General features: G+C 67.1%; 19 protein-coding genes and 1 riboswitch. Of the genes, 6 read left to right on the top strand and 13 right to left on the bottom strand.

Annotation, left to right across the window (positions count from 1 at the left end; all coding sequences use genetic code 11):
* Positions 1-11 precede the first annotated feature (11 nt).
* The gene (locus tag CQ050_RS24905) at positions 12-1,019 is read right to left on the bottom strand and encodes an Ldh family oxidoreductase (protein WP_105559489.1); all 1,008 of its coding nucleotides are present in this window, start codon (positions 1,017-1,019) and stop codon (positions 12-14) included.
* A 135-nt stretch (positions 1,020-1,154) separates the two neighbouring features.
* Positions 1,155-1,236, top strand: a riboswitch (SAM riboswitch).
* Between CQ050_RS24905 and CQ050_RS24900 the strand changes: the two genes are divergently transcribed.
* From CQ050_RS24900 to CQ050_RS24890, 3 genes are all read left to right on the top strand, one after another.
* Positions 1,226-2,488 (top strand): homoserine O-acetyltransferase, encoded by a 1,263-nt coding sequence (locus CQ050_RS24900; RefSeq protein ID WP_199196925.1) that lies wholly within the window; start codon positions 1,226-1,228, stop codon positions 2,486-2,488. (Overlaps the previous riboswitch by 11 nt.)
* Positions 2,485-3,099, top strand: coding sequence for a methionine biosynthesis protein MetW (gene metW, locus CQ050_RS24895; protein WP_105559488.1), 615 nt, complete (start codon positions 2,485-2,487; stop codon positions 3,097-3,099). Before CQ050_RS24900 ends, metW begins: the two co-directional genes overlap by 4 nt.
* A gap of 108 nt (positions 3,100-3,207) precedes the next feature.
* Complete coding sequence (locus CQ050_RS24890; RefSeq protein WP_105559534.1) at positions 3,208-4,458, top strand: muropeptide transporter; 1,251 nt, start codon at positions 3,208-3,210, stop codon at positions 4,456-4,458.
* 91 nt (positions 4,459-4,549) lie between these two features.
* Here the strand turns inward: CQ050_RS24890 and CQ050_RS24885 are convergent, their stop codons facing one another.
* Entirely contained in the window at positions 4,550-5,416 is an 867-nt protein-coding gene (locus tag CQ050_RS24885) for a universal stress protein (protein WP_105559487.1), read from the bottom strand.
* Positions 5,417-5,680: 264 nt separating this feature from the next.
* On the opposite strand from CQ050_RS24885, the gene CQ050_RS24880 reads away from it, so the two are divergent.
* Positions 5,681-6,319, top strand: coding sequence for a trimeric intracellular cation channel family protein (locus CQ050_RS24880; RefSeq protein ID WP_105559486.1), 639 nt, complete (start codon positions 5,681-5,683; stop codon positions 6,317-6,319).
* A gap of 123 nt (positions 6,320-6,442) precedes the next feature.
* The gene (locus CQ050_RS24875; protein ID WP_105559485.1) at positions 6,443-7,144 is read left to right on the top strand and encodes a GntR family transcriptional regulator; all 702 of its coding nucleotides are present in this window, start codon (positions 6,443-6,445) and stop codon (positions 7,142-7,144) included.
* A gap of 40 nt (positions 7,145-7,184) precedes the next feature.
* On the opposite strand, the gene CQ050_RS24870 is transcribed toward CQ050_RS24875, so the two are convergent.
* Genes CQ050_RS24870 through CQ050_RS24855 form a run of 4 tightly spaced genes read right to left on the bottom strand, consistent with a single transcriptional unit; the run spans position 7,185 to position 10,146 of the window.
* Positions 7,185-7,952, bottom strand: coding sequence for a LamB/YcsF family protein (locus CQ050_RS24870; RefSeq protein ID WP_105559484.1), 768 nt, complete (start codon positions 7,950-7,952; stop codon positions 7,185-7,187).
* Complete coding sequence (locus tag CQ050_RS24865; protein WP_105559483.1) at positions 7,949-8,959, bottom strand: biotin-dependent carboxyltransferase family protein; 1,011 nt, start codon at positions 8,957-8,959, stop codon at positions 7,949-7,951. The genes CQ050_RS24870 and CQ050_RS24865 overlap by 4 nt, the downstream gene beginning before the upstream one ends.
* Positions 8,956-9,690 carry a 5-oxoprolinase subunit PxpB gene (pxpB, locus tag CQ050_RS24860; protein ID WP_105559482.1) on the bottom strand — a complete coding sequence of 245 codons (735 nt, stop codon included), beginning with the start codon at positions 9,688-9,690 and terminating at the stop codon, positions 8,956-8,958. Before pxpB ends, CQ050_RS24865 begins: the two co-directional genes overlap by 4 nt.
* Positions 9,691-9,714: 24 nt before the next feature.
* Positions 9,715-10,146: a VOC family protein gene (locus CQ050_RS24855; RefSeq protein WP_105559481.1), complete on the bottom strand. Its 432-nt coding sequence runs from the start codon at positions 10,144-10,146 to the stop codon at positions 9,715-9,717.
* A gap of 139 nt (positions 10,147-10,285) precedes the next feature.
* Here CQ050_RS24855 and CQ050_RS24850 point away from each other — a divergent pair, with 139 nt between their 5' ends.
* Complete coding sequence (locus CQ050_RS24850; RefSeq protein WP_199196924.1) at positions 10,286-11,152, top strand: LysR family transcriptional regulator; 867 nt, start codon at positions 10,286-10,288, stop codon at positions 11,150-11,152.
* 88 nt (positions 11,153-11,240) lie between these two features.
* Here CQ050_RS24850 and serA read toward each other — a convergent pair whose 3' ends face one another.
* The 7 genes from serA to CQ050_RS24815 all read right to left on the bottom strand — a co-directional run bounded on the left by serA (position 11,241) and on the right by CQ050_RS24815 (position 18,370).
* Positions 11,241-12,437, bottom strand: coding sequence for a phosphoglycerate dehydrogenase (gene serA, locus CQ050_RS24845; protein WP_105559479.1), 1,197 nt, complete (start codon positions 12,435-12,437; stop codon positions 11,241-11,243).
* Between the two features lie 97 nt (positions 12,438-12,534).
* Positions 12,535-12,993: a DUF411 domain-containing protein gene (locus CQ050_RS24840; RefSeq protein WP_105559478.1), complete on the bottom strand. Its 459-nt coding sequence runs from the start codon at positions 12,991-12,993 to the stop codon at positions 12,535-12,537.
* 44 nt (positions 12,994-13,037) lie between these two features.
* Positions 13,038-13,967, bottom strand: a complete 930-nt coding sequence (locus CQ050_RS24835) for a copper resistance protein B (protein WP_105559477.1) — start codon at positions 13,965-13,967, stop codon at positions 13,038-13,040.
* Between the two features lie 3 nt (positions 13,968-13,970).
* Positions 13,971-15,695, bottom strand: a complete 1,725-nt coding sequence (locus CQ050_RS24830; RefSeq protein ID WP_105559476.1) for a copper resistance system multicopper oxidase — start codon at positions 15,693-15,695, stop codon at positions 13,971-13,973.
* A 19-nt stretch (positions 15,696-15,714) separates the two neighbouring features.
* Positions 15,715-16,203, bottom strand: a complete 489-nt coding sequence (locus CQ050_RS24825; RefSeq protein ID WP_105559475.1) for a plastocyanin/azurin family copper-binding protein — start codon at positions 16,201-16,203, stop codon at positions 15,715-15,717.
* 71 nt (positions 16,204-16,274) lie between these two features.
* Positions 16,275-17,675, bottom strand: coding sequence for a heavy metal sensor histidine kinase (locus tag CQ050_RS24820; RefSeq protein ID WP_105559474.1), 1,401 nt, complete (start codon positions 17,673-17,675; stop codon positions 16,275-16,277).
* Positions 17,672-18,370 carry a heavy metal response regulator transcription factor gene (locus CQ050_RS24815; protein ID WP_105559473.1) on the bottom strand — a complete coding sequence of 233 codons (699 nt, stop codon included), beginning with the start codon at positions 18,368-18,370 and terminating at the stop codon, positions 17,672-17,674. The genes CQ050_RS24820 and CQ050_RS24815 overlap by 4 nt, the downstream gene beginning before the upstream one ends.
* Positions 18,371-18,380: the final 10 nt, after the last annotated feature.

Below are 18,380 nucleotides of genomic sequence, written 5' to 3'. Positions count from 1 at the left end.
CCGGGAGGGCGTCAGGCCACGCCCGCCATGGTCCGCAGTTGCGCCATCAGTGCGTCCGGGATGTCCACGCCATGCTTGATCGCTTCGTCGCGCAGTTTGCGGCGGCGGTCGCCGGGCAGGCGCACGCCGTCGTCTTCCAACATGGCATCGACCAGCGTTTCGACGCGTTCCAGATAGACGTTGTTGCCAGCCAGCGCGCCGGGATCGATGGCCATGAAGGCCTGCCCCAGCCGGGCTGGGCCGCCCGCGTCCACGAAAAACGATTCCGTCTCGAAGCCAAAGTGCGCGCCCGTCAGGGCGCAGGCCAGCAGTTCGACGATCAGCGCCAGCATCGCGCCTTTAACGCCGCCCGCAGGCAGCATGCTGCCCGCCAGCCCCGCCTTGGGGTCGGTGGTGGGCTGGCCGGCTGCGTCAAGCGCCCAGCCCAGCGGAATGGGCTGGTTGTCGCGCGCGGCGATCATCAGCTTGCCGCGCGCCACTTGCGACAGCGACAGGTCGATCACCAGCCGCGCGCCGTTGCGGCGCGGGAAGACCGCAGCGATGGGGTTGGTGCCGAAAAGCGGCCGTTTGCCGCCCCAGGCGGGCATGGCGGCTGGCGAATTGCTAAGCGCCAGCGCGACCAGGCCGGCATCGGCCAAGGCTTCCAGGTGATAGCCGGCTTCGCCGAAATGGTGGCTGTTGGCCACGCCGATGAAGGCGATGCCGTGTTCGCGCGCACGCGTCGCGGCCTGCTCCACCGCCAGGGCGCAGGCGGGGAAAGCCAGGCCCGAGCCCGCGTCGATCAGGGCCGCGCCGCCGCGCTCGTGCACGACGCGCGGCACCGCCGACCCGATGGCGCGGCCCGCGCGCAAGTGGCCGGCGTAGAACGGCACGCGAGACAGCCCGTGGGAACTGAGGCCCTGGCTTTCAGCGAAGACCAGCGCGCGGGCAGTGCTGTCCGCCATCGCCGGGTTGGCGCCGGCGGCGGCCAGGCCAGCCGCCGCCAGGTGTTGAAGTTCGTCCAGATAGATGTGAGCCATATCCTTTCCGTCAGGGGGGCGCGCCGCGTCGGGAAGGGGGCGCCGCCGGTAAAGGCTATTGTCCCACCGGCGGGCGGGCTGCTGCCACGGCCGCAAGCAGTGCTAGAATTCTTTTCGCAGTACCCATTGCATGACCCATATTTCGGCGCCGATTTGCCTGATCCGCTTGCGGGCGCCTTCCAATAAATCCAGCTAAAGAGGTCCGTATGACCACTCCTGCCCAACATTTGGCCGGTGATTCGGCCAGCGGGTTCGTTCCCGCAACCGTCACGACTTCCGACACCGTTGATCCCGGTTCCGTCGGTCTTGTCGCACCCACCTTCATCCGTTTCGATGAGCCGCTGCCATTGCTCAGCGGCCAGTCGCTGGCTGCCTACGAACTTGCCGTGGAAACCTACGGCACGCTCAACGCCCAGCGCACCAACGCGGTCCTGATCTGCCATGCGCTCAATGCCTCGCACCACGTGGCGGGGCAGGCGGCGGACAACCCCAGCGACCTGGGCTGGTGGGACAACATGGTGGGCCCCGGCAAGCCGGTGGACACCAACCTCTTCTTCGTGATCGGCGTGAACAACCTGGGCTCGTGCTTCGGTTCGACCGGGCCGGCCAGCATCAACCCGGCCACCGGCAAGCCCTGGGGCGCCGCGTTCCCGGTGCTGACGGTGGAAGACTGGGTGCGCGCGCAGGCTCGCGTAGCCGACCACTTCGGCATCGACCGCTTCGCGGCGGTGATGGGTGGATCGCTGGGCGGCATGCAGGCGCTCAGCTGGGCCATCACGCTGCCCGAGCGCGTGGCCCATTGCGTGGTGATCGCCAGCACGCCGCGCCTGTCGGCGCAGAACATCGGCTTCAATGAAGTGGCGCGCCGCGCCATCATCACCGATCCGGATTTCCACGGCGGCGACTACTACGCGCAGGACACCGTTCCGCGCCGCGGCCTGTCGGTGGCCCGCATGATCGGGCACATCACTTACCTGTCGGACGACGACATGGCCGAGAAGTTTGGCCGTGCGCAACGCGCGCCCGCGGAAGATGGCGCGTACCGCTATGGCTACGACGTCGAATTCGAGGTGGAGTCTTACCTGCGCTACCAGGGCGAGAAGTTCACGCGCTACTTCGACGCCAACACCTATCTGCTGATTACCCGCGCGCTGGATTACTTCGATCCCGCCCGCACGACGGGCGGCGACCTGGCACGCGCGCTGGCGCCGGCCAAGGCCGATTTTCTGCTGGTGTCGTTCTCGACCGATTGGCGCTTTCCGCCTGAACGCTCGCGCGAGATCGTACGCGCGCTGCTGAAGAACGCCAGCCCCGTCACCTACGCCGAAATCGACGCGCCGCACGGCCACGACGCCTTCCTGCTGGAAGACGCGCGCTACCATGCCGTGGTGCGCGGCTATTACGAACGGATCGCGCGCGAGCTTGGGCTTGGCGACGCCGCCGCTCCGACCGAAGGACGCTCCGAATGACCCCTGTGACCCCCCGCTATGCCCACAGCGCGCTGCGGCCCGACCTGGCGCGCATTGCAGGATGGATCGAGCCCGGCAGCCGCGTCCTGGACTTGGGCTGTGGCGACGGCGCGCTGCTGGCGCACCTGCGCGACCACCGCCAGGTGCGCGGCGCGGGCGTCGAACTGGACGACACCTGCGTCATCGCCTGTGTGCGTCGCGGGGTCGAGGTGATCCAGCAAAACCTTGAAGACGGCCTGGCGCTGTTCGACGACAAGCAGTTCGACACGGTGGTGCTGTCGCAGACCTTGCAGTCGATGCACCACACCGAACACATCCTGCGCGAGATGGCGCGGGTGGCGCGTTACGGCATCGTGTCGTTTCCCAACTTCGGCTACTGGCCGCACGGCTGGGCCATCTTGCGCGGCCGCATGCCGGTGACGGGCCAGATGCCCTACCAGTGGTACAACACGCCGAACATCCACCTGTGCACGCTGCGCGACTTCGAACAGCTGGCGGGCGTCGTGGACGTGCGCATCCTGGAACGCGCGACCTTCAACGAAGGCCGCGAGGTCAAGCTATTCCCCAGCTGGCGCAGCACGCTGGCGGTCTATCGCTTCGCGTCGCCCTGACATTCCGACACCGATCGTCCTGACGGCGCGGCCGAACAAGCCCTAAAATGCCGCAAGCCCGCGGCGCGATGCCAGTTGCGCCGCGCCGGCGCGTTTCAGGAGACCGTCATCACCGCTGTATCCAACGTCTACACCAGCCCCCGCGTGGCCCCCTTGCTGGTCCTGGGCTTTGCCAGCGGATTGCCGTTGGCCCTGACCAGCGGAACCTTGCAAGCCTGGGCAACCGTGGAAGGCGTGCCGCTTCAGGAAATCGGTTTCCTCACCCTGGTGGGCACGGCCTACACCATCAAATTCCTTTGGGCACCCCTGGTCGACCGGTATGTGCCGCCCTTGTTGGGCCGCCGCCGCGGCTGGATGCTGGTGACGCAGTTGCTGCTGGCGTTGACCATCATGGCGATGGGCATGATGTCGCCGTCGACGGCCCTCATGCCGCTGGCGATGCTGGCGGTGCTGGTGGCTTTCCTGTCCGCCACGCAGGACATCGCGTTCGACGCCTATTGCACCGACGTGCTGCGCAAGGAGGAACGCGGCGCCGGCGCCGCCGTCAAGGTCATGGGCTACCGCCTGGCCATGATTGCCTCTGGCGGCCTGGCGCTGATCCTGGCGGACCAATGGATCGGCTGGGGCTATACCTATGTGCTGATGGGCGGCCTGATGCTGCTGTGCGCGGTGGCGACACTGCTGGCGCCCGAACCCGAACACGTCGTCGTCGCGCCCCGCAATCTTCGCGAGGCGGTTGGCGAGCCGCTGCGCGAATTTTTCACGCGGCGTGGCGCGCTGGCGGTGCTGTTGCTGATCGTGCTGTACAAGCTGGGAGACGCCTTCGCGGGCGCCTTGTCCACCACGTTCCTGATCCGCGGGGCGGGATTCACGCCCACCGAAGTCGGCACGGTGAACAAGGTGTTGGGGCTGGCCGCCACCATCGTGGGTGCGCTGGCCGGCGGCTCGCTGATGTCGCGCTGGGGTCTGTACCGGTCGCTGATGGCCTTCGGGCTGCTGCAAGCGGTGTCCAACCTGGCGTACTGGCTCATCGCGATCAGCCCGAAGAACCTGTGGCTGATGGCAACGGGCGTCGGGATCGAAAACCTGTGCGGCGGGCTGGGCACCGCGTCTTTCGTGGGCTTGTTGATGGCGCTGTGCCGTAAGCAGTTTTCCGCGACGCAGTTCGCGCTGCTGTCGGCGTTGTCGGCGGTGGGCCGCACGTATCTGGCCGGGCCGCTGACCCCGCCGCTGGTGGGGTACATGGGCTGGCCAGGCTTCTTCCTGGTGACGGTAGTGATCGCGCTGCCAGGCCTCGTGCTGCTGAAGATGCTGCGCGGCACGATCGACACCATGGAAAGGCAGGGGGACCAGGCGTAAGGGCGCGGCGGCCGGTCCTTCCGGGATTCGCATCCTTCGCACAAAAAAAATCGGCGCCCGGGATGGGGCGCCGATGTTCCTTGCGCGCGGCTTATTCCTTTTCGGTCAGCCGGACGATCAGCACGTCGCTGGGCAAGGATTCCAGCAGCCGCTCGGCCACGCTGCCGATGGCGGTGCGCAGGATGCCGGTGCGGCCGTGGGTGCCCGTGACGACCAGGTCGGAGCGGTGGTTGAACGAGTATTCCGACAGCACGGTTTCGGGCTGACCGGCCTCGAGCACGATCTGGGGCGTCTTGCCGGCCAGTTCGGGCGTTTCAGCCGTGAATTCCCGCGCGCTTTGTTCGGCGCCGTTGTAGAAGCTGCGCGTGATGGCGTCGTCGGGCACGGTCTTGCCCTGAAACGGCACGTCATAGGCGTGGAACAGCGTCAGATTGGCGTTGGGCACCAGTTGCAACGCGGCGCGCAGGGCCTGGCGCGAGCCGGGCGAGAAATCGGTGGCGACCAGCACGTCGCGGTACGGCTTGCGCGGACGGGTCTTGACCACCAGAACCGGCTGGCGCGCCTGGCGGGCCAGTTTTTCGACGGTGGTGCCCAGCAGCAGCCGGCCCAGCGTCTCGTCGCGGGCGATGCCGGTGACGATCAGCGAGCAGCCGAAGCTGTCGGCGGTTTCCATGATGCGCGTGAGGGGATCGCCGGATACGACGACGACTTCGGACGGCACGTCGGCGGCAGCCAGGTCTTCGGACAGCTCGCGTTCGGCCAGCGCTTTGTGATCGGTCGACAGGCGCCGCCAGACCGGCGTGGTAAGACGGGCGGGCGTGGCATGGCTTTCCATGACATGCAGGACGATCAGCTTGGTGTTGAGCTCTTTGGTGAGCTGGAGCGCGCGGTCCAGGGCACGGTCGCCCCGCGCGCTCAGGTCCGTTGCCAATAGGATGGGGCCTGTTTGCTGTGTCATACGTTATCTCCCGGTTCAAGCCAGGGTGCCGGCTTCCGCATCCGGGCAACCTGGCGGTTGCCGCCCGTGAGGGCATGTCCCCATTGTCCCGCCGCGATGCGGACCGGGGATTGATCGATATCAACGCACGGTCCAGCGTAAGGGATGGAACGCCTGTAGGCAATGGCGCCTTGCGCACGGTCAGGGTCAATACAATGGGGCCTGCCGTACCCCGAGTCCGCGCCGCGTTCCGGCCCGATCACCGTCTTGCTGCCGCCTTTCCCCATGCTCTCCGATATTTCTCCTGCCCTGCTGCACACGCTGTACCTGGTCGCCATCGTGGCCGAAGCCATGACGGCGGCGTTGTCGGCCGGCCGGCGCGACATGGACTGGATGGGCGTCTGCATCATTGCCTGCGTGACCGCCCTGGGCGGCGGGTCGCTGCGCGACGTGCTGCTGGGACACTACCCGCTGACGTGGGTCATCCATCCCGAGTACCTGTGGATGACGGGCGGCGCCGCGATCCTGACCGCCTTGATCGCGCCCGTCATGCGGCGCCTGCGCAGCGTATTCCTGTTGGCCGACGCCCTGGGGCTGGTGGCGTTCACCGTCATCGGCTGCCAGGTGGCGCAGCTGATGCAATTGCCGATCACGGTGGTGCTGATCAGCGGGATGATCACCGGCTGCGCCGGCGGGGTGCTGCGCGACGTGCTGTGCAACGAAGTGCCGCTGCTGTTCCGCAAGGAGCTGTACGCCAGCGTGTCGGTCGTGACCGGGGCGCTTTACCTGGGCGGACAGTCCCTGGGCCTGTCGGCCAACGCCGCCGTGCCCGTGGCGCTGGCGGCCGGCCTGGCCCTGCGCCTGCTGGCGCTGCGCTTCAACTGGCAGATGCCCAAATTCGTCTATCGCGACGATTGGGACTGATCCCGGGGCAGGGCGTAGCGAAAGTTATTGGTCTCTGCAACAATATTCTTATTTGTGTTTCAATAGATTTCTAGTATCTTCTCGGTGTCTCAACCACGCATCGCGCAGTACAAGGGGAGCCGATTGGACGTCAAAGCGCCCGCCACGATTCCGTATTTCCTACAGGAACAGATTCGTGAGTTGATAGTGGATGGCACTATCCGGCCTGGGCAGCCCTTGCGGGAGCAAGAACTAGAGCAGCGTTTCGGCACCAGCCGCAGCCCGATCCGGGAAGCGCTGCGGTTGCTGGAACTGAGCGGCCTGGTCACGCATATCCAACGCAAGGGCTTCAGGGTCACCCTCTATACCGAAACGCAGATCCGTCACCTGTACCTGCTGCGCGCGGAGCTGGAGGCGTATTGCATCCGCCAGTTGGCGGACATGCACGACCTGGCGCCGCTGGTGGCCGAACTGCGCAGCTATGACGAGGCCATCGCGGCGGCCGTGGCCAAGCGCGATATTCGGGCCTGCATCGCGGCGGCGCGCGAGTTCTATCTGGCGGCGGCCCGCTATACGGGCAATACGCCGCTGACCAGCATGCTCAGCAAGCTCTACGAACAGGTGGAGCCGCTGCGCTATCTGCTGGCCCGGCGCTCGATCGAAACCAATACCTTGCAGATCTATACGCACGGCATCACGCAGGCGCTGGCCGTCCGCGATTTCGAGCGCGCGGCCGATTTGACGCGCACCTATGTCGTGGAAGTGCTGCCGGGTATTCTGCAGGCATACCGCGACGCCGCCGAACAGGCCGCGGAAGAACTGGCGCCGCGCTACGGCCGGGCTTGAACGGCCGGAACGCGCGGACGCTTCCTGGCCTGCGCCCCGCTCAGGCCCGAGGCGGCGTGCGGATTTCGATGCCCGCCTGCTCCAGCGCCTGGCGGATGCCGTTGGCGAACAGCAAGGCGTTGGGCTGATCGCCGTGGATGCAAAGCGTGTCGGCTTGCACCGGCACGTCGTGCCCGTCGACGGAACGCACCTTTCCTTCGCGCACCATGCGCACCACTTGCGCCACCGCCTGGTCCAGGTCTTCGATCATGGCGCCGGCGCGCGTGCGCGGCGTCAGTGAACCGTCGTCCTGGTAGGAGCGGTCGGCAAACACTTCGCTGGCCGCTGTCAGACCGATCGCGCGCGCCGCGTCGATCAGCTTGCTGCCCGCCAGCCCGTACAGGATCAGCGACGCATCCACATCCTTGACCGCCTGGCAGATGGCGCGTGACAGCCCTTCATCGCGGGCGGCCATGTTGTACAGCGCGCCGTGGGCCTTCACATGGTGCAGGCGCGCGCCTTGCGAAGCGGCCACGCCGGCCAGCGCGCCGATCTGATAGACCACGATGTCATAGGCTTCATCCGGCGTGATCTGGATGACGCGGCGGCCGAACCCCGCCAGGTCCTGCAAGCTGGGATGGGCGCCCAGCGCCACGCCCTGCTTCCGCGCCGCGGCGACGGTCTTGCGCATGGTGGCGGGGTCCCCGCCATGAAAGCCGCAAGCGATATTGGCGGAGCTGACGTATTGCAGCACCGCCGTGTCGTTGCCCATGGTCCACGCGCCATAGCTTTCGCCCATGTCGCAGTTCATATCGATGCGGGTGGTCATTGTGGTTTCCTTGTTGCGGGGGCCAGAAGCGCGCGCAGGGGGGCCAGCGCCTCTTGCAATTGCATGAACGCGTGTTCGCGCCCGGCGTCCAGGCGTTGCGCGTCATCCAGGCTGATCAGCTGGAAGCGCAGCGCCTGGCCGGGCGCGGATTGCGCCAGCGCGGGCAGGTCCACCGTCGCGATCTGCGCGATCTTGGGATAGCCGCCGGTGGTTTGCCGGTCGGCCATGAGGATAATGGCTTCGCCGCCCGCGGGCACCTGCACGGTGCCGAAACTGGCGGCCTCGGACAGCATCTGGCGCGGCCGGCTCATGGACAGCGCCGGGCCCGTCAGGCGGTATCCCATGCGGTCGGACTGGGGGCTGACGCGGAATTCCGCATCCGTGAAGGCCTGCCGCGTGGCCGCCGAGAATTCTTCCCAGTGCATGCCCGGCAGGAAACGGATGGCGCCGCGCCGTTGGCCGCCCAGCGTGCCGGGCAGATAAGCGCGGATATCCCATAGCGCCGCTTGCAGCGCATCCAGGCCGTGGCCGTCCAGCGGGGCGCGCAGCGCAATGCGGTCGCCTTTGGCCAGCGCCCGGCCCTGGAATCCACCGAAGCCGCTGCGCAGGTAGGTCGCTTCGCTGCCCATGACGGCAGGCAGCGCAAAGCCGCCATGCACCGCCAGATAGCCGCGCACGCCCACGGCCGGCCTGGCGCCGAAGGCCAGGGTGTCGCCCGCCCGGGCCACCAGCGGCCGGTGCAGGGGGATGTCCCGGCCATTGAGGGTGGCGCCCAGGTCGGCGCCCGTCAGCGCGAAGCATGCCGGGGCGTCAAAGCGGAGCGTGGGGCCAAGCAGGGTCATTTCCAGGGTGGCCGGGTCGCCGCTATTGCCGGCAAGCGCGTTAGCCAGCCGGTGCGCGCGTTCGTCCATGGCGCCCGCGGCCGGAATGCCTTCGTGCTGGTAGCCGTCGCGACCCCGATCCTGGAAGCTGGACAGCATGCCGGGCTTGATGACGGTCACGCTCATGGCCGGGCTTCCCGAAGGCGGTCGAATTCCTGGGCGCTGATGGGTACGAATCGGACCGAATCACCGGGTTGAAGCAGGGAAGCGGGCTCGCGGGCGGGGTCGAACAGCGTCAGCGGCGTCGCGCCGATAATGTTCCAGCCGCCCGGCAGCCGGTTGGGGTAGATCACGGTCTGCCGGTTGGCCACGGCGACCGAGCCGACGGGCACCGCAGTGCGTGGCGAGGGCCGACGCGGGATATTCAGTTTGGGGTCATGCACGCCCAGGTAGGCGTGGCCGGGCGCGAAGCCCAACATGAACACCATGCAGCGTGGCTCGCTGTGCAGCGCGACGATTTCGTCTTCCGTCGCGCCAGCCGCCCGCGCCACCTCGGACAGGTCGGGGCCATGCTGGCCACCGTAGCAGACGGGGATGTCGATCTGACGGCCGTCCAGAGCGTCGGCGGCGATGCCTTCGGCCAGCAAGGCGTCGATGCTTGCGGTCAGGCTGTGGCAGGTGGGGCCGTTGCCCAGGCCGTCGGGCCGGTAGTGCACGGCCACCGCGACGAACGAAGGCACGACATCGGTCACGCCGGGCAACTGTGCGGCGCGCAGCTTGCGCGCCGCGGCCAGACAGGTCCGGCCGACCGATGCATCGATCTTGTCGCCGAACGAGATGATCAGACAGCGATCACCCTGAGGCAGGATGCGCCAAGCGGTTTCGGCCGGAGAAGGGGGTTCTGACAAGGCGTTCAACGGCGCGAAACCTCTGGCAGCGGATTACTTGGCGAACAAGGAATCCATGTTCTTGAAGGCTTTGAATTCCAGCGCGTTGCCCGACGGATCCAGGAAGAACATCGTGGCCTGTTCGCCCACTTCGCCCTTGAAGCGGATGTAGGGTTCGATGACGAACTCGGTGCCTGCGTCGATCAGGCGCTTGGACATGGTTTCCCATTGTTCCATGGAAAGCACGGCGCCAAAATGGCGCACCGGCACATTGTGGGAATCCACTGCGCTGGTGGCGTTGTGGCCGCATTCGCTGGGCGCCAGGTGGGCGACGATCTGGTGGCCGTAGAAATTGAAATCGATCCACTCGGGCGAGCTGCGGCCCTCCGGACAGCCCAGTTTTTCGCCGTAGAAGGCGCGGGCTTCGGCCAGGTCGCGAACCGGGAAGGCCAGGTGGAACGGCGGCAGGTTGGTTTGGGCGGTCATGAAAACTCCGGGTCATTCAAAAAAGGAATCGGTTTGCACGGGGCCGTTGGGCCTCCGTTAACACCAGCGCATAGTTTAGGTATTGTTTTTTTGATTGAAAAACGATATTTTTTGTGCCTTAGCATCAAAAATATTGATTGTGATCAAAGAATTCAAAACCTTCATCGCCGTGGCGCGAGACGGTACGTTCACGGGCGCGGGCGCCCATCTGGGTTTGACGCAGTCGGCCGTCAGCGCCCAGATCAAGCGGCTGGAGGAATACCTGGGCGTGGCGCTGTTTGATCGCGGAGCCCGGGCCGCCGTGTTGAACGCCCATGGCCGCGAGATGCTGCCGCAGGCGGAAGAACTCGTCGCCATGGCTGAGCGCATGGTGACGACCGCCGGGGCCGGCCAGGTCAGCGGGTCGTTGCGCATCGGCGCCATCGCCTCGGTGCAGCAAGACCTGCTGGTGCGCGCCTTGGGCCGCTTTCGCGCCGTCTACCCCGATGTGCGAGTGCGTATCGTGCCCGGTGTGTCGCTGTCGCTGCTGGGGCAGGTGGACGCGGGCGAAGTGGACATGGCCGTGCTGATCCGCCCGCCGTTCACGCTGCCGCCGGAACTGGGCTGGCATCGCCTGCTGAATGAGCCGGTGGTGCTGGCCGTGCCGGCATCCTTGCCCGCAGCGCCCTGGCGCGAACTGTTGGCGACGCAGCCCTTCATCCGTTACGACCGGGCCTCGTTCGGCGGGCGGGTGGTGGATATCTTCTTGAAGAAGCACCGCATCCATGTGCACGAAGCCGTGGAACTGGACGAAATCGAAGCCATCGCCAATATGGTTCGGCACGGCCTGGGCGTGGCGCTGCTGCCGCAGCTGCGGCGGTTGGACGTGACGGGGCTGCGCCTGGTGCCGCTGGCCGAACAAGCGTTCCACCGGGAAATCGGCATCATCGGCCGCCTGCCGTTCGACGCGGGCAGCGTGCGCGAGAAGATGGCGGAATGCCTGATGACGGCGGCGGCTGAGCCGTGACGCCGCCTTTGGCCCGGCCGGCCAGCGCAGGCCCGCCAAAAAAAAGCGCCCCGCGAAGGGGCGCTTTCCGTTTGGGCGCAACCGGGATTTACAGCCGGTCGCAGCGGACCGTGATGGGGTGATCGCGCAACGTGGTCATCACCGCGTCATCGACCTGGCCTTCCACGTCGGTGATCACGTAGCCAATCTGGCCCTTGGTCTGCAAGATCTGGCTGACGATGTTCAGGCCGTGCTGCGCCATCAGGTTGTCCAGCGTGCCAAGCGCGCCCGGGGCGTTGCGGTGCACGTGCAGGATGCGAGTGGCGCCGGCCGGCTCCAGGTAGGGCAGTTCGGGGAAGTTGACCGCGCCCTTGGTCGTGCCGGCCTGCATGAAGCGCACCAGTTTCTCGGCCACTTCGCGGCCGATGTTCTCTTGCGATTCCTGCGTGCTGCCGCCAATGTGCGGCGTCAGGATGACGTTGGGCAGGCCGATCAGCGGGCTGGCCAGCGGTTCGTCCGCGCCCTTGGGCTCGGTGGGGAACACGTCCAGCGCGGCGCCCGCCAGATGGCCGGACTTCAGCGCGGCATGCAGGGCGTCGATGTCCACGACCGTGCCACGCGAAGCGTTGATGAGGATCGCGCCGCGCCGCATGCGGCCGATGGTTTCCGCATTCATGATGTTCTCGGTGGACTTGCCGCCCGGCACGTGCAGCGTCACCACGTCGGCCTGTTCCAGCAAGTCGTTGAGCGTCCCGGCGGGGCGGGCGTTGCCCAGCGGCAGCTTGGCTTCCACGTCGTGGTAGACGACGCGCATGCCCAGGCCCTCGGCCAGCGTGCTGATCTGCGAACCGATATTGCCGTAGCCCACGATGCCCAGCGTCTTGCCGCGCGTTTCAAAGGCGCCCGAGGCGCTCTTGTCCCAATGGCCCAGATGCACGCGGGCGTTCTTTTCGGGAATCCGGCGCAGCAGCAGGATGGCCTCGCCCAACACCAGTTCGGCCACCGAACGCGTGTTGGAGAACGGCGCGTTGAACACCGGAACCCCGCGCTGCATGGCGGAATCCAGGTCGACCTGGTTGGTGCCGATGCAGAAGCAGCCCACGACGCGCAGGTCGGGGCTGGACAGCAGGGCGGCGTCCAGGTGCGTGCGAGAACGGATCCCCGCCACGTGCACGCCACGCAGGGCTTCCTGCATTTTCGCCGGCGGCAGGGCCGCGGCGTGCGTGACGATGTCGGTGTAACCGGCGGCTTCGAAGACTGCGCGCGCGCTCGGATGGATGTTCTCGAACAGGACGATTTTTGCCATGACTGCCAGGGGTGGGTGAAAAATGCGTTTTATCGATTGTGGCGCATTTTTGCTGCAGTGCAAGGAGTAGCCATTGAGACGGTGTGGATGAATTGTTTCAGCGGTACGCCTGGAAGACCTTCGCGCCGCCTTGCTTGTCCACCAGCAGGATGTCGTGCGGGGTCTTGCGCCCGCCGTACTCGGGGCCGTCCATGCCGGGCGATCCCAGCGGCATGCCGGGCGCGGCCAGGCCGGCGGCGTCCGGCTTTTCCAGGAGCAGGCGGCGGACGTCGCTGGCGGGCACGTGGCCTTCGACCGCGTAGCCGTCCACGACGGCGGTATGGCAGGACCCGTAGTCGGCCATGCCCGCGTTGCGGCGGATGGGGCCGGTGTCCTGCACGTCGTGCGTGGTGACGGCGAAACCGCTGTCGCGCATGTGCTTGACCCAGTCTTCGCAGCAGCCGCAGGTGGGCGTCTTCCAGACCTCGATCTTCACGGGCGTCTGCGCCGTGGCGAAGACGGGGGCGGCAAGCGCCGTGGCAAGAATCAGTCGGCGCGTGATGCGGGAAATGTTCATGATGCTCCGTGCACGAATAGGGATGAGAGGGGCGCGATACCGCGTCAGAACCAGAACCGCACGCCCGCCATGACGGCGGTTTGGGACCGGCTGGCCCCGGCGTCGGCGGCGTAGCTGGCGGTCTGGCCGAATTTCCGTTCGAACGAGACGCCGATGTACGGGGCGAACTCGCGCGTGACCTCATAGCGTAGCCGCAAAGAGAGCGACCCGGTCGACAGGCCCGAACCGATGCCGCGTTCCGGGTCGCGCTTGCCGTACAGGCTGGCCTCGATTTCCGGCGTGAGGATCAGGCGCTGCGTCAGCAGCAGGTCGTACTCGGCCTTCAGCGCCAGCGCGGTGCGGCCAGACGATCCCACATAGGCGGTGGTCTCCAGTTCGATGTTGTAGGGCAGCAGGCCTTCGACGCCGAACGCGGCCCAGTTGCGCTTGGGCCCGGTGCCGATATCGCGGCGCGCGCCCAGTTGCAGGTTCCAGAAGGGCGATACGGCATGGCTCCAGTAGGCTTCGACCTTGCCCTCCGAGCCGCCGCCGCTTTCGCGTTCGCCTTCACTCTTGATGAGCAGGCGATCGGTGGCCGACCCGAACCAGAAGCGGCCGTCCCAGTCCAGGGCGTTTTCGCCGTCGCGATTGCGCGTGACGCCGAATTTGTCGAACAGCACCTGCCAGGTGGACGCGTTGTCCATCATGTGCGGGTGAATACCGTAGCTGTCGTAGTCGCGCTCGCCCGCGCCGTCGCTCGTCGGCAGGCTGCCCGCCGGCGGCGCGTTCGACGCGGGGGCGCCGTGCCCCATCGCCGCGTGGTCCATGGCGGCCGGCGCTGGCTCCGGGGCAGGCGGGGCGGCTGGCGGCATCGCGCCGTGGTCCATGCCGGGCATGCTGGAATGGTCCATCGCGGCGGGTTGCGCGTGGACGCCCGATGCGCCCAGGGTCAAGGCCAGGACGCAGGCGCCCATCAGTTTGCATTGAGTCGTCATCGCTTACTCCACCACGACCGCTCTGAACATGCCGGCCTCCATGTGATACAGCAGGTGGCAGTGGTAGGCCCAAAGTCCACGCGCATCGGCGCTGACGCGATAGCTCAGCCGCTGCGCCGGGTTGAGGGTGATGGTGTGCTTGCGCACCTGAAACGCGCCGTCGGGCGATTCCAGGTCGCTCCACAGGCCATGCAGATGGATCGGGTGCGTCATCATCGTGTCGTTGACCAGCACGAAGCGCACACGTTCGCCGTAGCGCAGCACGATGGGTTTGGCGTCCGAGAATTTCACGCCATTGAACGACCACATGTAGCGTTCCATGTTGCCGGTCAGGTGCAGTTCGATCTCGCGAGAGGGCGCGCGATTGTCTTCGGGTTCCCGAATGGAGTGCAGATCGGCGTACGTCAGCACCCGGCGGCCGTTGTCGCGCAGCCCCACGCCCGGGTCGTCCAGGCGTGTCGACACCACGTCGGGCAGCATGGAATTGCTGACGCCGCGCTCGGTCGGGTAGGGGTGCCTGATTTCGACCATGCCGCCTTGCCCGGCGGCAGAGTCGCCGTGGCCGCCATGGTCCATGCCGGCCATGCCGCCTGAACCTCCACCCATGTCGTGCGCCATGCCCATGTCCATCATGCCCAGCAATTGAACGCGGTCCAGCGCGGGCACGTCGGCCTGCATGCCGGCGCGCGGCGCCAGCGTCGCGCGAGCAAAACCCGAGCGGTCCATCGCCTGGGAAAAGATGGTGTAGGCGCGGTCGTCCTGCGGCTCGACGATCACGTCATAGGTCTCGGCCACGCCGATGCGGAATTCTTCGACGCCGACGGGCCGCACGTCCTGCCCGTCGGCGGCCACGACCGTCATTTTCAGGCCCGGGATACGCACGTCGAAGTACGTCATCGCGGACCCGTTGATGAAGCGCAGTCGGATGCGTTCGCCCGGCTTGAACAGCCCGGTCCAGTTGCCCGAGGGCGTCGCGCCGTTGGTCAGGTAGGTGTAGGTGGCGCCCGACACGTCGGCCAGGTCCGTCGGCGTCATGCGCATCTGTTCCCACATCAGCCGTTCGGACAACGCCGCGCGCCAGCCGCGTTCCTGCGCGTCGGCGGCCAGGCTCTGGACGCTGGGCTGGATGCGGTTGTAGTACTCGGGCATCACCTTCAGTTTGTTGAAGAGCCGCATCGGGTCTTCGTCCGTCCAGTCGGACAGCAGCACCGTGTAGTCGCGGTCCGACGCGATGGGGTCGCGGCGGCGCGGGTCGATGACGATGGCGCCGTACAGGCCGGTCTGTTCCTGAAAGCCCGAGTGGCTGTGATACCAGTACGTGCCGCTCTGGCGCACCGGGAAGCGGTAGGTGAAGGTCTGGCCCGGGTCGATGCCCGAAAAGCTCAGGCCGGGCACGCCGTCCATGTCGGTTGGCAGCAAGATGCCGTGCCAGTGAATGGAGGTCTGTTCGCGCAGCCGGTTGGTGACGTGCAGGGTCACCGTGTCGCCTTCGCGCCAACGCAGGAGCGGCGCGGGCACCTGGCCGTTGACGGTGGTGCCGATGCGTGCGGCGCCGGTGAAGTTCACGGGCGTTTCGCCGATTTCCAGATGGAATTCCGTGCCGCGCAATTCGGTGGCAGGCGCGGGCGCGGCCAATGCGGCGCGCCAGCCGCCCAGCGCGGCCAGCGCGCCGCCGGCGGCCAGGCCCTGCACGAAGCGGCGGCGGGCAAGAGGGGGAGATGTGCTCATGGAAAGAAGGCGCCGGGCGTCAAAGGACCGACACCGCTCCCTTCATGCCGGCGCTGTAGTGGCCGGGCTCCAGGCAGCCGAAGGAAACGGTGCCCGCCTTGTCGAAACGCCAGACGATCTGGCCGCTCTTGCCGGCTTCCAGCGACACGGCGTTCGCCTCTTCGTGGCGCATGCCGGGGTCTTTCATCATCATGTCGTAGTGCGCCTTCAAGTCCGCATCGGTGCCCAGCACCAGCTCGTGGCGGATCTTTCCGGAATTGCGCACGTTGATGCGCACCGTCTCGCCTGCCTTGACTTCGATGCGATCGGGCGTGAAGCGCATGGCGTCGGTCATGTCGACATCGATGGTGCGCGTGGCGCGGGCGGCATCGCCCGGCTTGCCGATGGGCGTCGAGGCGGCAGGCATGGACATGCCGTGGCCGGCGTGGTCGCCTGCGGCCTGCGCGGCGCCAGCGACCAGCAAGGTCAGCGCGGCGGCTTGGGTAAAGCGGATCAGGGTGTCTTTCACGAGAGTCCTAGAGAGGGATGGCCGTGATGACACTGTAGGAAAGCGGGGGTGACCCGATTCTGTCGTTCGGATTACGGTTTTGTAATGTTGCCGGAAGCCGCGGGCGGCACGGGCCCGCGCAGCGTGATGCCGACCACCGTGCCATGGAGGTCCGACACCGCGTCCACATCGCCGCCGTGCATGCGGGCGATGGCGCGCACGATGGCCAGGCCCAGGCCGTGGCCCTCGCTGCGCGGCGCGCGCGCCTGCCCCGACCGGAAGAAGCGGTCGAAAATGCGGGGCAGGTCGGCGGGCGGAATGGGGGGGCCGGGATTGCGCACTTCCACCCGCGCGCCCGCCGGCGATGCCGAGCAGCGCAGCACGATGTCGTGCCCTGCGGGCGTGGCCTTGATGGCATTGGAGATCAGGTTGGCCAAGGCGCGGCGCACCAGCCCGGGATTGGCGGCCACGGTGGCGTCGCCCTCGCAGCGCAGGCGCACGCCGTGTTCGTCCAGGGTGGCTTCGTAGTATTCCGCCACGCGGCGGGCCTCGGCCGCCAGCGATACCGGGGCCAGGTCCGCGGCCAGTTCGCCACGGTCCGCGCGGGCCAGGAACAGCATGTCGTTGACCAGCTTCTTCAGGTCTTCGAGCTCTTCCAGATTGGATTCCAGGGCGTCGCGCAGTTCGGCGGCATTGCGCGGCGACGACAGCATGACCTGCGCGCCATTGATCAATGTGGCCAGCGGCGTGCGCAGTTCATGCGCCACGTCGGCATTGAAGCCTTCCATTTGCTGATAGGCCGCCTGCAGCCGCTCCAGCGTGCGGTTGAACGACCGCACCAGTTCGTGGAGTTCGCGGTCGGTGTCTTCCAGCGGCAGGCGCAGCGCCAGGTTGTCGGGCTGGATGCGCGCGGCCTGTTCCGACAGCCGGCGCGTGGGCGCCATGCTGCGGCGCACGGCCCAGGCCGCCAGCACGACCGTCGCGCCCACCCACAGCGCGCAGATCAGCACCAAAGCCGTGCCATAGGCGTACAAGAACTGCGAACTGGTGCGGGTGCTGACTGCCACGGTCAGCTGCGCGCCCGGCAGAATGCGGTCGTTCATGGCCACCCGCAAACCGCGCATGCGTCCACCATCCGCCGTTTGCAGGACGACCTGTTGGCCGCCCACGGTGTCCAGTGTTTCGGGCAGGGCGCCGCCGTAGACGGCGTTGCCCTGCGCGTCCACGATCCAGATGCCCAACTGGCCCTGGCCTGCGCGCATTTCGTCGAAGGTGGCGGCCAGATCGTGCAGGCCGCTGGCGCTGTTCTGCATGTCGATCAGGTGGTTGATCAGTTCCAGCTTGCCGTTGACCTCGGTGATTTCCTGGCGCTCGACTTCGCGCTTGAGCGCCCAGAACAGCGTGGCCCCCGCCAAACTGGAGACCAGCAGCGCAATGGCGCCCAGCAACAGCGTCAGCCGCGCCTGCATCGAGCGCATGCGCGGCGGTTTCATTCGGAATGGGGCGCCGGATGGGGGGGCGGGCGCGACTCCAGCACGTAGCCCATGCCGCGCACGGTATGCAGCAGTTTGGTGTCGAACGGATCGTCCAGCTTGCTGCGCAAGCGCCGCACCGCCACGTCGATGACGTTGGTGTCGCTGTCGAAGTTCATGTCCCAGACCTGTTCGGCCAACGTGGTACGCGACAGCACCTGTCCCTGGCGGCGCAGCAGCAGCGCCAGCAGGCTGAATTCCTTGGCGGTCAGGTCCAGCCGGCGTCCGCTGCGTTGCGCGCGCCGGCGCGCCAGGTCCAGTTCCAGGTCAGCCAGCCGCAGCAGCGTGGGTTCCTGCGTGCGTCCGCGGCGCAGCAGCGCCTGCACGCGCGCCAGCAGCTCGGAAAACGCGAAGGGCTTGACCAGGTAGTCGTCGGCGCCGCCTTCCAGGCCGCGCACGCGGTCTTCCACCGCGTCGCGCGCGGTCAGCATCAGGATGGGGGTGTCTTTCTGCGCGCGCACTGAAGCCAGGATGCCGAAGCCGTCCACGCCCGGCAGCATCACGTCCAGCACGATCAGGTCGTAGGCGCCTTCCAGCGCCAGATGCAGCCCGTCGACGCCGTCGCGGGCAAGGTCCACGACATGGCTTTGCTCCGACAGGCCCTTCTTCAGGTAGTCGGCCAGTTTGGGTTCGTCTTCGATGACCAGGATGCGCATGGCCGGGAAT

The sequence above is a fragment of the Achromobacter sp. MYb9 genome (assembly GCF_002975275.1).
Classification (GTDB): domain Bacteria; phylum Pseudomonadota; class Gammaproteobacteria; order Burkholderiales; family Burkholderiaceae_B; genus Achromobacter.
This window is presented reverse-complemented; position numbering and strand designations above follow the sequence as displayed.